The organism is Burkholderia diffusa, assembly GCF_001718315.1.
Lineage (GTDB): Bacteria > Pseudomonadota > Gammaproteobacteria > Burkholderiales > Burkholderiaceae > Burkholderia > Burkholderia diffusa_B.
The window spans coordinates 1,494,272-1,509,745 of the sequence record NZ_CP013362.1 but is presented as its reverse complement, the minus strand read 5'-3'; the positions used below and the strand labels follow the sequence as shown (position 1 = coordinate 1,509,745).

The 15,474-nt window shown below is 64.4% G+C and carries 10 protein-coding genes; 4 read left to right on the top strand and 6 right to left on the bottom strand.

The window, feature by feature from the left end:
- Positions 1-44: 44 nt before the first annotated feature.
- From zapE to typA, 5 genes are all read right to left on the bottom strand, one after another.
- The gene (zapE, locus tag WI26_RS06885; RefSeq protein ID WP_040144059.1) at positions 45-1,142 is read right to left on the bottom strand and encodes a cell division protein ZapE; all 1,098 of its coding nucleotides are present in this window, start codon (positions 1,140-1,142) and stop codon (positions 45-47) included.
- A 99-nt stretch (positions 1,143-1,241) separates the two neighbouring features.
- Complete coding sequence (gene lpdA / locus WI26_RS06880; protein ID WP_059447178.1) at positions 1,242-2,672, bottom strand: dihydrolipoyl dehydrogenase; 1,431 nt, start codon at positions 2,670-2,672, stop codon at positions 1,242-1,244.
- 81 nt (positions 2,673-2,753) lie between these two features.
- Positions 2,754-4,031, bottom strand: coding sequence for a 2-oxoglutarate dehydrogenase complex dihydrolipoyllysine-residue succinyltransferase (gene odhB, locus WI26_RS06875; protein WP_059447177.1), 1,278 nt, complete (start codon positions 4,029-4,031; stop codon positions 2,754-2,756).
- A gap of 136 nt (positions 4,032-4,167) precedes the next feature.
- Positions 4,168-7,032 (bottom strand): 2-oxoglutarate dehydrogenase E1 component, encoded by a 2,865-nt coding sequence (locus WI26_RS06870; RefSeq protein ID WP_069225544.1) that lies wholly within the window; start codon positions 7,030-7,032, stop codon positions 4,168-4,170.
- Between the two features lie 317 nt (positions 7,033-7,349).
- Positions 7,350-9,176, bottom strand: coding sequence for a translational GTPase TypA (gene typA, locus WI26_RS06865; RefSeq protein WP_059467636.1), 1,827 nt, complete (start codon positions 9,174-9,176; stop codon positions 7,350-7,352).
- Positions 9,177-9,511: 335 nt separating this feature from the next.
- On the opposite strand from typA, the gene WI26_RS06860 reads away from it, so the two are divergent.
- From WI26_RS06860 to WI26_RS06845, 4 genes are all read left to right on the top strand, one after another.
- Positions 9,512-10,003, top strand: a complete 492-nt coding sequence (locus WI26_RS06860) for a MarR family winged helix-turn-helix transcriptional regulator (RefSeq protein ID WP_059467637.1) — start codon at positions 9,512-9,514, stop codon at positions 10,001-10,003.
- Positions 10,004-10,090: 87 nt separating this feature from the next.
- Positions 10,091-11,587 (top strand): efflux transporter outer membrane subunit, encoded by a 1,497-nt coding sequence (locus tag WI26_RS06855; RefSeq protein ID WP_069225543.1) that lies wholly within the window; start codon positions 10,091-10,093, stop codon positions 11,585-11,587.
- Positions 11,588-11,639: 52 nt separating this feature from the next.
- Positions 11,640-12,857, top strand: a complete 1,218-nt coding sequence (locus WI26_RS06850; protein ID WP_059467639.1) for an efflux RND transporter periplasmic adaptor subunit — start codon at positions 11,640-11,642, stop codon at positions 12,855-12,857.
- Positions 12,858-12,884: 27 nt separating this feature from the next.
- The gene (locus tag WI26_RS06845; RefSeq protein ID WP_057924316.1) at positions 12,885-14,444 is read left to right on the top strand and encodes a DHA2 family efflux MFS transporter permease subunit; all 1,560 of its coding nucleotides are present in this window, start codon (positions 12,885-12,887) and stop codon (positions 14,442-14,444) included.
- Positions 14,445-14,534: 90 nt separating this feature from the next.
- Here the strand turns inward: WI26_RS06845 and truB are convergent, their stop codons facing one another.
- Positions 14,535-15,467 carry a tRNA pseudouridine(55) synthase TruB gene (gene truB / locus WI26_RS06840; protein ID WP_069225542.1) on the bottom strand — a complete coding sequence of 311 codons (933 nt, stop codon included), beginning with the start codon at positions 15,465-15,467 and terminating at the stop codon, positions 14,535-14,537.
- Positions 15,468-15,474: the final 7 nt, after the last annotated feature.

Here is a 15,474-nt window from a genome sequence, read left to right as displayed (position 1 = left end):
CCGGAATTGACGTTTGAAGGGCGCCGTTTGCCGGAAAACCACGATCAGGTCAGCGAAGTATCGACGATGCGGCGCGGCGTTTCGAGATACTCCTTCGACTGCATCTCGACGATCCGCGATACAGTGCGCGCGAATTCGTTCGCCATCGGCCCTTCGACGTACAGTTGCTCCGCCGGCACCGCCGCGGACATCAGCAGCTTGACCTTGTGGTCGTACAGCACGTCGATGAGCCAGGTGAAGCGCCGTGCCTCGGACGCCATCCGCGGCGACATCTGGGGCACTTCCGACAGCACGATCGCATGGAAGCGGCTGGCAAGCTCGAGATAGTCGTTCTGCGAACGCGGGCCGCCGCACAGCGTCGCGAAATCGAACCAGACGACCCCGTCGGCCTTGCGCAGCGCCTTCAGTTCGCGCTTCTCGATATGCAGGATCGGGCTTTCGTCCGGCACCGCGGCGAGCTTCGCGAATGCATGACGCAGTTCGCGATCGGCATCCGCGCCCAGCGGCGTGTGATACATCTGCACCTGCGCGAGCGTGCGCTGACGATAGTCGACGCCCGCGTCGACGTTCAACACGTCGAGCTTTTGCTTGATCAACGCGATCGCCGGCAGCATGCGGTCACGATGCAGGCCGTCGGGATACAGATCGTCGGGATCGTAATTGGACGTCATCACGAACTGCACGCCGTTGTTGAACAGGCGATCGAGAAGCCGGTACAGGATCATCGCGTCCGCGATATCCGACACGTGGAATTCGTCGAAGCAGATCAACCGGTAGCGCTTCGCGATGCGCCGCGCGAGTTCGTCGAGCGGATCGGCCTGCCCTTTCAGTTCCTCGAGCTCGCGATGCACCTCACGCATGAATTCGTGGAAGTGCAGGCGCGTCTTGCGCTGCACGGGCACCACCGCGTAGAAGCTGTCCATCAGGAAGCTCTTGCCGCGGCCGACGCCGCCCCACATGTAGACGCCGCGCGGGAGGTCCGGATGATTGATGAGCTTCTTGAACGCGTTCGAGCGACGCGCCTTGTAGTCGACCCATTCGTCGAAGCAGCGCTGCAGGCGATCGACGGCCGCGCGCTGTGCGGGATCGGACTGATAGCCGCGCGTGGTCAGTTCGCGCGTGTAGTATTCGGTGACGTTCATCGGGCAAACCGGAAAGAACGAAGGCGAGCGGGGAAACCCCGCCCGCCTTCGTCATGAGACGCTTGCGCCGGCCGATGGCCGGCAGGCGCTACACCGTGCTCAGCTGTTCAGCGAGCGCTTGTCGACGGCGAGCGCCGCTTCGCGCATCACTTCCGACATCGACGGGTGCGGATGGCAGATGCGGGCGATATCTTCCGACGCCGCCTTGAACTCCATCGCCACCACGGCTTCCGCGATCAGGTCCGACGCGTTCGCGGCGATCACGTGCACGCCGAGCAGTTCGTCGGTCTTCGCGTCCGCGATCATCTTCACGAAGCCGTCCGGCGCGTTCATGCCGAGCGCGCGGCCGTTGATCGAGAACGGGAACTTGCCCGACTTGATCTCGCGGCCTTCCGCCTTCAGCTGCTGCTCCGTCTTGCCGACCCATGCGATTTCCGGGTACGTGTAGATCACCCACGGAATGCAGTTGTAGTCGATGTGCGGCTTCTGGCCGTCGATCACTTCCGCGACCAGCACGCCTTCGTCTTCCGCCTTGTGCGCGAGCATCGGGCCGCGCACCACGTCGCCGATCGCATAGACGTTCGGCACCGCGGTACGGCAGTGGTCGTCCACGTCGATGAAGCCGCGCTCGTTCGCCTTCAGGCCGATCGCCTCGAGGCCGAGATTGTCGGTGTTCGGCACGCGGCCGACCGACACGATCAGGCGGTCGGCGTCGAGCGTCTGCGCGTTGCCGTCCTTGTCCGTGTAAGCGATCGACACGCCGTTCGCCGTCGTCTTCACGTCGCCGATCTTCACGCCGAGATGGATGTCGAGGCCCTGCTTCTTGAACAGCTTGGCTGCTTCCTTCGCGAGCGCTTCGTCGGCTGCGCCGAGGAACGCCGGCAGCGCTTCGAGCACCGTCACTTCGGCGCCCAGGCGGCGCCACACCGAGCCGAGCTCGAGGCCGATCACGCCTGCGCCAATCACGGCGAGCTTCTTCGGCACCGAGTCGAACGTCAGCGCACCTTCGTTGTCCGACACGATCTTGTTGTCGACCGGGATGTTCGGCAGATGACGCGCCTTCGAGCCCGTCGCGATGATCACGTTCTTCGCGGTGACGACTTCCGTCTCACCCTCGCCGCTCACTTCGATCTGCACGCCGGCGTCGGTCTTGCCGGTGAACTTGCCATGGCCCTTCAGCCAGGTGATCTTGTTCTTCTTGAACAGGAACTCGATCCCGCTCGTCATCTTCTCGACGATCGCATCCTTGCGGCCGAGCATCTTCGCGACGTCGATCTTCACGCCGTCGACCGTGATGCCGTGGTCGGCCAGGTGATGCGATGCATTCTCGAACTCTTCCGACGAGGCGAGCAGCGCCTTCGACGGGATGCAGCCGACGTTCAGGCAGGTGCCGCCGAGCTTCAGCGCGCCGGCCGGGTTCTTCCACTTTTCGATACAGGCAACGGTCTTGCCGAGCTGCGCGGCGCGAATCGCGGCGATGTAGCCGCCGGGGCCGGCGCCGATCACGACGACGTCAAATTCCTTGGACATGACAATCCTTTCTACTTGTACGCCCGCACGGTCGCGCGTGGGCGCGAGCGTGCGGAACGGGTCAATGCAGTGAGACTCGGCTTACAGGTCGAGCAGCAGGCGTGCCGGATCTTCCAGCGCATCCTTCATCGCGACGAGCGACAGGACGGCTTCGCGGCCGTCGATGATCCGGTGGTCGTACGACAGTGCCAGGTAGTTGATCGGACGGATCACGATCTGGCCGTTTTCGACGACCGGGCGCTCCTTCGTCGCGTGCACGCCGAGGATGGCCGACTGCGGCGGGTTGATGATCGGCGTCGACAGCATCGAGCCGAACACGCCGCCGTTCGAGATCGAGAACGTACCACCCGTCATTTCCTCGATCGACAGCTTGCCGTCCTTCGCCTTCTGGCCGAATTCGGCGATCTTCTTCTCGATGTCGGCGAGGCTCATTTGATCGGCATTGCGCAGGATCGGCACCACGAGGCCGCGCGGCGAGCCGACGGCGATACCGATGTCGAAGTAGCCGTGGTAGACGATATCGTTGCCGTCGATCGACGCGTTCACGAGCGGGAACTTCTTCAGCGCGTGCACGGCCGCCTTCACGAAGAACGACATGAAGCCGAGCTTCACGCCATGTTCCTTCTCGAACTTGTCCTTGTACTTGTTGCGCAGCTCCATGACCGGAGCCATGTTGACTTCGTTGAACGTCGTCAGGATCGCGTTGGTCTGCTGCGACTCGAGCAGACGCTCGGCGATACGCGCACGCAGACGCGACATCGGCACGCGCTGTTCCGGACGATCGTTGAGCCACGTCGTGGCCGACGCCGGCACCTTCACTTCCGGCAGCGACGGCTTCGCAGCGGCGGTCTTCGCCGGTGCGGCGGCCGGAGCAGCCTTCGGTGCGCTGCCTGCGGCGAGCGCGTCGCCCTTCGTGACGCGGCCGTCGCGGCCCGAACCTGCGACGTCGCCTGCCGACAGGCCCTTCTCGGCCAGCAGCTTCGCTGCGGCCGGCGATGCGGCGGCCGAGCTCGATGCGACCGCGGCGGCCGGCTGTGCTGCCGGTGCGGCTGCGGCGGGTGCTGCCGCCGGCTTCACTTCGGCGGCGCCCGCTGCCGCTTCGGCAGCCCCTGCCTTCGCTTCGGTGTCGATCGTCGCGATGACCTGGTCGGCGACGACCGTGTCACCGTCGTTCTGCAGCACTTGCGCGAGCACGCCCGCGGCCGGCGCCGGCACTTCGAGCACGACCTTGTCGGTCTCGAGTTCGATCAGGATTTCGTCCTGTGCGACTGCTTCGCCCGGCTTCTTCTTCCACTGCAGCATGGTGGCTTCCGAAACCGACTCCGAAAGCTGGGGGACTTTGACTTCTACGATAGCCATGTGATTTTCCTGGATGCTTAATCTGGGTAATGACGAGGTTCGTGCGATTCCTTCGGCCGGTGCGGCGCGCAACGCGCCCGGCGGGCCAAAAGACACGGGAAAGCGCGGCGCGCCTTCCCGTTTCGCTTGACGTCGGTTATTTCGCGATCGATGCGCTCTTCAGGCGGCCGAACGCACCTTCGATGAGGGCCTTCTGCTGCTCGTAGTGCTTCGCGTAGTAGCCAACCGCCGGCGAGGCCGAAGCCGGACGACCGCTGTATGCCAGCTTCTGCCCTTCCTTCATGCCTTCCTTCAGGTGGTGCTCGACGTAGAACCAGGGGCCCTGGTTCTGCGGCTCGTCCTGCACCCAGACCACTTCAGTCGCGTTCTCGTACTTCTTCATTTCGGCTTCGAACTGCTTGTGCGCGAACGGATACAGCTGCTCGATACGGATGATCGCGACGTCGTTCGCCTTCGCTTCGCGGCGATGCGCGACGAGGTCGTAGTACACGCGGCCCGAGCACACCAGCACGCGCTTGACCTTCTTCGCGTCGATGCCGCCGTCGGTTTCGCCCAGCACCGGCTGGAACGAACCCTTCGCGAGTTCCGACAGGTCCGACACCGCTTCCTTGTGGCGCAGCAGCGACTTCGGCGTTGCGACGATCAGCGGCTTGCGGAACAGACGGATCATCTGACGGCGCAGCAGGTGGAAAATCTGCGCCGGCGTCGTCGGCTGAACGACCTGCATGTTGTGATCGGCGCACAGCTGCAGGAAACGCTCGATACGCGTCGACGAGTGTTCCGGACCCTGGCCTTCGTAGCCGTGCGGCAGCAGCATCGTGAGACCCGACACACGGCCCCACTTCACTTCGCCCGACGAGATGAACTGGTCGATCACGACCTGCGCGCCGTTGACGAAGTCGCCGAACTGCGCTTCCCACAGCACGAGCGTGTTCGGCTCGGCGGTCGAGTAACCGTATTCGAAGCCCAGCACCGCTTCTTCCGACAGCACCGAGTCGATCACCGTGAACTTCGCCTGACCGTCGGCGATGTTCTGCAGCGGCACGTACGTGCCGTCGTTCCAGCGCTCGCGGTTCTGGTCGTGCAGCACCGCATGACGGTGCGTGAACGTGCCGCGGCCCGAGTCCTGACCGGTCAGGCGCACCGAGTAGCCCGATGCGACGAGCGACGCGAATGCGAGGTGTTCGCCCATGCCCCAGTCGAGCGGCTGGTCGCCGCGCGCCATGTTGCGGCGGTCGTTGATCACGCGCTCGACGAGCGGGTGGACCTTGAAGTTTTCCGGAACCGTCGTGATGCGTTCGCCGAGGCGCTTCAGTTCGGCGAGCGGCACGGCCGTATCGGCAGCGTCCGTCCACTTGCGGTTCAGGAACGGAACCCAGTCGACCGCGTACTTGCTCTTGTAGTTCGACAGGACCGGATCGACGGTGTGGTGGCCGTCGTCCATCGCCTTGCGGTACGCCTTCACGTAGCTGTCGGCGTCTTCCGCGGTGATCACGCCCTGCTGCACGAGCTTCTCTGCGTACAGCGCACGGGTGCCCGGGTGCTGCGCGATCTTCTTGTACATCAGCGGCTGCGTGACCGCCGGCGTGTCCTGCTCGTTGTGACCCAGCTTGCGGAAGCAGACGATGTCGATCACGACATCCTTGTGGAACTGCATCCGGTAGTCGATCGCGATCTGGATCGCGAGCACGACGGCTTCCGGATCGTCGCCGTTCACGTGCAGCACCGGCGCTTCGATCATCTTGACCACGTCGGTACAGTACAGCGTCGAGCGCGCGTCGCGCGGGTCGGACGTCGTGAAGCCGATCTGGTTGTTGATGACGATGTGCAGCGTGCCATGCGTGCCGTAACCGCGCGTCTGTGCGAGGTTCAGCGTTTCCATCACGACGCCCTGGCCAGCGAAGGCCGCGTCACCGTGGATCTGCACCGGCAGCACTTGCAGGCCGTCTTCGTCGCCGCGGCGGTCCATCCGTGCCTTCGCGGAACCTTCGACCACCGGGTTCACGATTTCGAGGTGCGACGGGTTGAACGCGAGCGACAGGTGGACCGGGCCGCCTTCGGTCGACACGTCCGACGAGAAGCCCTTGTGGTACTTCACGTCACCGGCCGGCAGGTCGTCGACGTGCTTGCCTTCGAATTCGGCGAACAGGTCGGCCGGCATCTTGCCCAGCGTGTTGACCAGCACGTTCAGACGGCCGCGGTGCGCCATGCCGATGATGATTTCCTGCACGCCGCGCTTGCCTGCGTGCTGGACGACTTCGTCCATCGCCGCGATGAAGCTTTCGCCGCCTTCGAGCGAGAAGCGCTTCTGGCCGACGTACTTGGTGTGCAGATAGCGCTCGAGGCCTTCCGCTGCCGTCAGGCGATTCAGGATGTGCTTCTTCTTGTCGACCGAGAAGGACGGCGTCGCGCGGATCGATTCCAGGCGCTCCTGCCACCAGCGCTTCTGCTCCGGATCGCTGATGTACATGTATTCGGCGCCGATCGTGCCGCAGTACGTGTCACGCAGGCCCTTGACGATGTCGCGCAGCGAAGCCTGGTCGAAACCGAAATACAGGTTGCTTGCGCTGTACGTCTGGTCGAGGTCGCCTTCGGAGAAGTCGTAGAAAGCGGGTTCGAGTTCGGGAATGGCGGGACGTTCGCGACGCTTCAGCGGATCCAGATTGGCCCATTGCGAGCCGAGGAAGCGATATGCACTGATGAGGGACTGGACGTGGACCTGCTTGCGGGCGGTCGCCAGATTGCTCGTGCTTTCGCGCGGGATGAAGGCATTGGCCTTCGCACGCTCGGCAAACGATTCGACGATCGGGAAGTGAGCAACGTCGTTGGCGTTCGAGCCGTCGGTTGCAGGCACGTTCTGCAGCGCGTCGAAATACTCTCGCCAGTTCTCCGGCACCGATGCCGGATTGTTGAGGTATGCATCGTACAGTTCTTCAACGTACGAAGCATTGCCGCCGAACAGATAGGAGTTCAGCTGAAACTGCTTCATTACATCTGACATTTTACGCTCACCTTTCTTCGAGCTTCTCGAGAAATAGCGGGTTACTCAACCTTCCGCGACACGGCCTGACCGTTTAGCGGATTGCGAATCAAGTCTTGCTTGGAAGGACCTAAAACTTGCGTGCGCGCAGCATATCACAGAACCGATACCGAAGTTCACGGCGAAATGCGCCCGAAAGCACCGCGCGGCGCGGTTTCGCCGGATTGCCGCGACCTGCGGGAACAGTGTTTTGCAACCCGCCCGATTGCATACCGCGCAGATGCAAAAAGGCTGCCCGAAGGCAGCCTTTTTGCATCATGCACGGGAACAGTCGATGCTTAGTCGACCGCGCCTTCGCGGCTCGCGCGGCGACGCTCGTGCTCCTTCAGGAAGCGCTTGCGCAGGCGAATCGACTGCGGCGTCACTTCGACGAGTTCGTCGTCGTCGATGAATTCGACCGCGTATTCGAGCGACATCTGGACCGGCGGCACGAGACGCACGGCTTCATCGGTACCCGACGCACGCACGTTGGTCAGCTGCTTGCCCTTGATCGGGTTCACGACGAGGTCGTTGTCGCGGCTGTGGATGCCGATGATCATGCCCTCATACAGCGCGTCGCCCGGCTTCACGAACATGCGGCCGCGATCCTGCAGCTTCCACAGCGCGTACGCCACCGCCGCGCCGTCGTCCTGCGAGATCAGCACGCCGTTGCGGCGCTCGAACACCGAACCGTCCTTGACCGGCGCGTACGAGTCGAAGATGTGGCTCATCAGGCCGGTGCCGCGGGTAAGCGTCAGGAATTCGCTCTGGAAGCCGATCAGGCCACGCGCCGAGATCTTGTACTCGAGACGCGTGCGGCCGCGGCCGTCCGATGCCATGTCGAGCATTTCGCCCTTGCGGCGACCGAGCTCTTCCATCACGCCGCCCTGGTGCTCGTCCTCGACGTCGACCGTCAGCAGCTCGTACGGCTCATGGCGCACGCCGTCGATTTCCTGCATCACGACGCGCGGACGCGACACGGCCAGCTCGTAGCCTTCACGACGCATGTTCTCGACGAGAATCGTCAGGTGCAATTCGCCGCGGCCCGACACTTCGAACACCGTTTCGTCGCCCGTATCCTTCACGCGCAGCGCGACGTTGTGATTCAGTTCCTTCATCAGACGATCGCGGATCTGGCGGCTCGTCACGAACTTGCCTTCGCGGCCGGCCAGCGGCGACGAGTTGACCAGGAAGTTCATCGTCAGCGTCGGCTCGTCGACGGTGATCATCGGCAGCGCTTCCGGCGTATCGACCGCGCAGATCGTCGCGCCGATGCCGACGTCTTCGATACCGTTGATCAGCACGATGTCGCCGGCTTCGGCCGACTCGACCTGCACGCGCTCGAGACCCTTGAACGACAGCACCTGGTTGATCTTGCGGTTCAGCACGTCGCCTTCCGGACCGAAGCGCATCACGACCGGTTGACCCGGCTTGATGCGGCCGCGCGTGATGCGGCCGACGCCGATCCGGCCGACGTACGTCGAATAGTCGAGCGACGTGATCTGGAGCTGCAGCGGCGCTTCCGGGTCGGCCGGGCGAACCGGCACGTGCGCGAGAATCGCCTCGAACAGCGGACGCATGTCGCCTTCGCGGGTCGCCGGATCGAGCGATGCATAGCCGTTCAGGCCCGATGCGTAGACGATCGGGAAGTCGAGCTGCTCTTCGGTCGCGCCGAGCTTGTCGAACAGATCGAAGGTCTGGTTGATGACCCAGTCGATCCGCGCGCCCGGACGGTCGATCTTGTTGATGACGACGATCGGCTTCAGACCGAGCGCGAGCGCCTTCTTCGTGACGAAGCGCGTTTGCGGCATCGGGCCCTCGACGGCGTCGACGAGCAGCAGCACCGAGTCGACCATCGACAGCACGCGCTCCACCTCGCCACCGAAGTCCGCGTGCCCCGGCGTGTCGACGATGTTGATGTGCGTGCCCTCATATTCGACCGCGCAGTTCTTCGCGAGAATCGTGATCCCGCGCTCTTTTTCGATGTCGTTCGAGTCCATCACTCGCTCGGCAATCTGCTGGTTCTCGCGGAAGGTGCCGGACTGGCGGAGCAGCTGGTCGACGAGCGTGGTCTTGCCGTGGTCGACGTGAGCGATGATGGCGATGTTGCGAAGGGCGCGGGTCATAGAAACCTGGAAATCGTTGAACGCGCAAACGCGCACGCTCGTCAGTCACCGGGACACGTGCGCGCGCGTTGCAGCTTGGAAAGCCTCAAATTATAGCACGTGAGGATGTCGAAAGCCGGACCAGCGTTTGCAACGCAGCAAACGGCGCCTCCCCACCCTCGCCGCAAATGGGCAAACCACTCTGGCGGCACCGCCGACGGCAAGCCGAAGACCCTGACGCCGACAAGGAGATTTCGGCTCGCGGAGCGCGCCCTCGTCCGTTCGATTAACATTTGCCGCGGCAAGCAATTGTGCCTATACTGCTGCCTAGTCAACTATTGCAGCTTCAGGGTTTTATGTCGGATTCTCCTTCCCAACCGCCTGTTTCGCCGCTGTCCTCGTATCAGATGAACGACAGCGTCGGTTATCTGATGTCGCGCGTGAAATCAGTGATGACCAACCTCGTCACGCAGCGCACGCAGGAGGAGCTCGGCATCACGGGCACTCAGGCGAGCATGCTGTTCATGATCGCGGTCGGCAAATGCTCGACGGCCGCCGAGCTCGCGCGGGAATACGGGATCGACGCGAGCGCGGTCACGCGCCTGCTCGATCGCGTCGAGAAGCGCGGCCTGCTGTCCCGGGTGCGCAGCATCGAGGATCGGCGGGTCGTGCGCCTCGAATTGACCGACGAAGGTCGCGCGCTCGCCGAGCGGCTGCCGCCGGTGTTCCGCAGCGTGCTCGACGAATTGCTGGACGGTTTTACGCCGGAAGAGGTCGGGTTCCTGAAGAGCATGCTGCGTCGCATTCTCAGCAACTATTGCGAGACCGCCGGCGGTAGCGTCACGTAATAGTTGCCATAACAATTACTTTTGACAGATTAATGTAAGGAAATCCTTGCAGTGTCCATCATTCATTCCGAGTCAGGGAACAGCGCGATGAAATCCTCCCCGTTGTCCGTGCGCGCCGGGTCGTGCCGCGCCGCCGTCGCCGCCGCGGTCGCCGCGCTGGCGCTGGCGGGCTGCGCAAACTACATCGGCATCAAGAGCGACAAGCAGATCGCGCCCGCGTCGCAATTCGAAACCGCTCAGAGCCTGCCCGCCCAGGGCGGGCAGTGGCCGGCGCTCGACTGGGCAAACCAGTTCGGCGATCCGCAGTTGCCGAAGCTGATCGACGAGGCGCTCCAGGGCAACCCGTCAATCGCGCAGGCACAGGCGCGCATCGCGAAGGCGTCGTCGTACATCGAATCGTCGCGCTCGAACCTGATGCCGAAGGCCGAAGCCAGCTATTCCTGGACGCGCGAACTGTATTCGTCGAATGCGCTGTTCCCGCCCCCGTACGGCGGCCAGTGGTATAGCGAGAACAACGCGCTCGCCAGCGCATCGTGGGATCTCGACCTCTGGGGCAAGAACCGCGAGCGCCTGCATACGGCCGTGTCGCAGGAAAAGGCCGCCGAAGCCGACATGCAGCAGGCGCGCATCACGCTCGCATCGTCGGTCGCCCGCACCTACAACTCGCTTGCGCAACTGTATGCGCTGCGCGACATCGCGCAACGCGAGATCACCAACCGCCAGACGGTCGGCAAGATCACCGACGGCCGAGTGTCGGCCGGCCTCGACACCAATGTGGAACGCCAGACCGCGCGCGGCAATATCGCGACGACCCAGGCGTCGCTGTCCGACCTCGACGGCCAGATCACGACCGTGCGTTACCAGCTCGCCGCGCTGCTCGGCAAGGGGCCGGACCGCGGTCTGCAGATCGCCGCACCCGTGATGAACCCGACCGGCGAAGTCGCACTCCCCGGCAACCTGCCGGCCGACCTCGTGTCGCGCCGCCCTGACATCGTCGCCGCGCGCTGGCAGGTCGAGGCCGCGATGCACGACGTGAAGGAAGCGAAGGCCGAATTCTTCCCCGACGTGAACCTCGCGGCCGGCTTCGGCTTCGATGCGTTCGGTTGGGGCAAATTCCTGAATTTCGCGAGCCGCCAGGCGCAGTTCGGCCCGGCCATCCACCTGCCGATCTTCGACGCCGGTGCGTTGCGCGCGCAGCTCAAGGGCCGTTACGCGGACTTCGACCTCTCGGTCGCGAACTACAACCAGACGCTGATCAGCGCGCTGAACGACGTCGCGACGCAGGTCGCGTCGATCCGCGCGATCGATCGCCAGATGGGCGACGCGCAGCGTGCGCTCGACGCGTCGACGCGTGCGTACGACCTTGCCGTAATCCGCTACAAGGCCGGCCTGTCGCCGCAGCTCCAGGTGCTGACCGCCGACAGCAACCGCCTCGCGTCGGAACAGACGGTGACGAACCTGAAGATGCGCCGGCGCGACATGCAGCTCGCGCTGATCAAGGCGCTCGGCGGCGGGTTCGATGCGACCGGCACGCGGCTCGCCGCGCCCGACACCGACAAGCAGACGAAACAGGCCGCCAACTGATCTGGCGCCACCACTACGCAGACACTCGAAATAACGGACGGAGAAAATCGCCATGAGCGACCCTCAACAAAACGCCGCCAGCGCACAGCCGCAGAACAACGGGAAGCGCAAACGGATGATGACGCTGCTGATCGCGGTCATCGTGATCGCGGCCATCGCGTACGGTCTGTACTACTTCCTCGTCGCACGCTTCCATGAAGAAACCGACGACGCATACGTGAACGGCAACGTCGTGCAGATCACGCCGCAGGTCACGGGTACCGTGATCGCCGTGAAGGCCGACGATACGCAGACGGTCAAGGCCGGCGATCCGCTGGTCGTGCTCGACCCGGCCGACTCGCAGGTCGCGCTGCAGCAGGCCGAGGCCAACCTTGCGCAGACGGTACGCCAGGTGCGCGGCCTGTTCGTCAACGACGATCAGTATCGCGCGCAAGTCGCGCTGCGCCAGTCCGATCTGTCGAAGGCGCAGGACGACCTTCGCCGCCGGATGGCCGTCGCGCAGACGGGCGCCGTGTCACAGGAAGAAATCTCCCATGCGCGCGACGCGGTACGCGCCGCGCAGGCGTCGGTCGACGCGGCGCAACAGCAGCTCGCATCGAACCGCGCACTGACCGCGAACACGACGATCGCGTCGCACCCGAACGTGATGGCCGCGGCAGCGAAGGTTCGCGACGCGTACCTCGCGAATGCGCGTAACGTCCTGCCCGCGCCGGTCACCGGCTATGTCGCGAAGCGCTCGGTGCAGGTCGGCCAGCGCGTGTCGCCGGGCAACCCGCTGATGTCGGTCGTGCCGCTGAACGCGGTGTGGGTCGACGCGAACTTCAAGGAAGTCCAGCTCAAGCACATGCGTATCGGCCAGCCGGTCGAATTGACCGCCGACATCTACGGCTCGTCGGCCGTCTACCACGGCAAGGTGGTCGGCTTCTCCGCCGGCACGGGTTCGGCGTTCTCGCTGCTGCCGGCGCAGAACGCGACAGGCAACTGGATCAAGGTCGTGCAGCGCCTGCCGGTGCGTATCGAGATCGATCCGAAGGATCTCGAGAAGCATCCGCTGCGCATCGGCCTGTCGATGCAGGTCGACGTCGACATCAAGGACGAGCGCGGCGATCAGCTGGCCAATGCGCAGAACACGGTTTACGAGACGAACGTGTTCGCAAAATATGGCGACGAAGCCGACGCCGAAATCGCGCGCATCATCGCCGAGAACGCCGGCGGCAACGCGCCGGCGTCGGTTGCGGCGAAGTCGAACGGCACCGCAAAGATGATGTAACGGCTCCGACTCCGAAAAATTACCGACATGGCACAGGCTCCTGTCTCCCACCCGCCGCTGCAAGGCGGGCAACTCGTGCTCGGAACGATCGCGGTATCGCTCGCGGTGTTCATGAACGTGCTCGACACGTCCATCGCGAACGTCGCGATCCCAACCATCTCGGGCGATCTCGGCGTATCGTCCGATCAGGGTACGTGGGTCATCACGTCGTTCGCCGTCGCGAACGCGATCTCCGTGCCGCTGACGGGCTGGCTGACCGACCGCTTCGGGCAGGTTCGCCTGTTCCTCGCGTCGATCATCCTGTTCGTCATCTCGTCGTGGATGTGCGGACTGGCGCCGAGCCTGCCGTTCCTGCTTGCGTCGCGCGTGCTCCAGGGCGCGGTCGCCGGGCCGATGATTCCGCTGTCGCAATCGCTGCTGCTGTCGAGCTACCCGCGCGCGAAAGCGCCGATGGCACTCGCGCTGTGGTCGATGACGACACTGATCGCACCGGTCGCGGGCCCGATCCTCGGTGGCTGGATTTCGGACAACTATTCGTGGCCGTGGATCTTCTATGTGAACATCCCCGTCGGCATCGCCGCCGCGCTGGCCACGTGGTCGATCTATCGCACGCGCGAATCGACGGTGCGTCGCGCGCCGATCGACGGCGTCGGTCTCGCGCTGCTCGTGTTATGGGTCGGCTCGCTGCAGATCATGCTCGACAAGGGCAAGGATCTCGACTGGTTCGCGTCGACGACGATCATCGCGCTCGCGTTGATCGCGGTCATCTCGTTCGCGTTCTTCGTGATCTGGGAGCTGACCGCCGAACATCCGGTCGTCGACCTGTCGCTGTTCCGCATGCGCAACTTCACGGGAGGCACGATCGCGCTCGCGGTCGGCTACGGGCTCTATTTCGGCAATCTCGTGCTGCTGCCGCTGTGGCTGCAGACCCAGATCGGCTACACGGCAACCGATGCCGGCCTCGTGATGGCGCCCGTCGGGCTGTTCGCGATCCTGCTGTCGCCGCTGACCGGCAAGTTCCTGCCGCGCACCGACCCGCGCTACATCGCGACCGCCGCATTCCTGACGTTCGCCCTGTGCTTCTGGATGCGTTCGCGCTACACGACCGGCGTCGACGAGTGGTCGCTGACGCTGCCGACGCTCGTGCAGGGCATCGCAATGGCCGGCTTCTTCATTCCGCTCGTGTCGATCACGCTGTCCGGCCTGCCCGGCCATCGCATTCCCGCGGCATCGGGCCTGTCGAACTTCGTGCGGATCATGTGCGGCGGCATCGGCACGTCGATCTTCCAGACCGCGTGGGATCATCGGAACAACTTCCACCATGCGCAGCTGGTCGAGCAGACCAACCCGTACAACCCGACGTTCAACCAGGCCGTCACGCAGATGGGCAACCTCGGGCTGACACAGGACCAGGCGCATGGCCTCATCAACAACATGGCCACGCAGCAGGCCGCGCAACTCGGCGTGAACGACCTGTTCTACATCTCGGCAGCAATCTTCGTGCTACTGATCGGACTGATCTGGATCACGAAGCCCGAACGCGCGGGCGGCGGCGATGCGGGTGCGGCGGCGTCGGCTGCACACTGAGCGTTGCGCTGAAACGAGCACGCCAACAAAAAAACCGGTCGATCCTGACCGGTTTTTTTCATTCCGACGACGGCGCTTGCGGGCCGCTCATCATGCAGCCGTCACGACGAGACGTTCGGGCGCGAGCACGCCGTTGGCCTTGCGCGCCACACCGAGCAGCCGCGCCGCGTCGTACACGCGCACACGCTCGCCCTCCGCCGCGTCGATCGAAGCGAGCGCCGACAGCGGCAGGCGCTGGCCGTGCAGGAACCGCTTCGCGCAAGCTTCGTCGAGACGCACCAGCGGAAACGTCGACAGCAGCGCGTCGACCGGCTGAAGCCACGCGTCGCGCGCCGCCTCGGCGGCGTCGGACAGCGCGTCGAGCGTCACCGCATGCTCGAGCGTCAGCGCGCCGACGCCCGTGCGACGCAGCATCGTCAGATGCGCACCGCAACCGAGCGCTTCGCCGATATCCTCCGCCAGCGTGCGCACATACGTGCCCTTGCTGCAGGTCACGCGAAACGTCACGTCGGGCAATTCGCAGGCCAACAGGTCGAGCGCATGGATCGTCACGTTGCGGCCTTCCCGTTCGACGGTCTGGCCCGCGCGCGCATATTCGTACAGCGGCTTGCCATCGCGCTTGAGCGCCGAATACATCGGCGGCACTTGCACGATCTCGCCGATAAAGCGCGCGAGCGCCGCCTCCACCGCCGTCCGGTCGCATTCGACGGCACGCGTGTCGAGCACTTCGCCTTCAGCATCTCCGGTGGTCGTGCGCACGCCGAGACGCATCGTCGCTTCGTAGGTCTTGTCCGCTTCCAGCAAGTCCTGCGAGAACTTCGTCGCCTCGCCGAAGCACAGCGGCAACAGGCCCGAGGCCAGCGGATCGAGCGTGCCGGTGTGGCCGGCTTTCTTCGCGAGAAGCAGACGCTTCGCGCGAATCAGGGCGTCGTTGCTCGACAGGCCGACCGGTTTGTCGAGCAGGAGAACGCCGTCCAGCGCGCGCCGGGGCACACGTGGACGCTGGGGAGCTGCAGTCGTCATGGCGGGG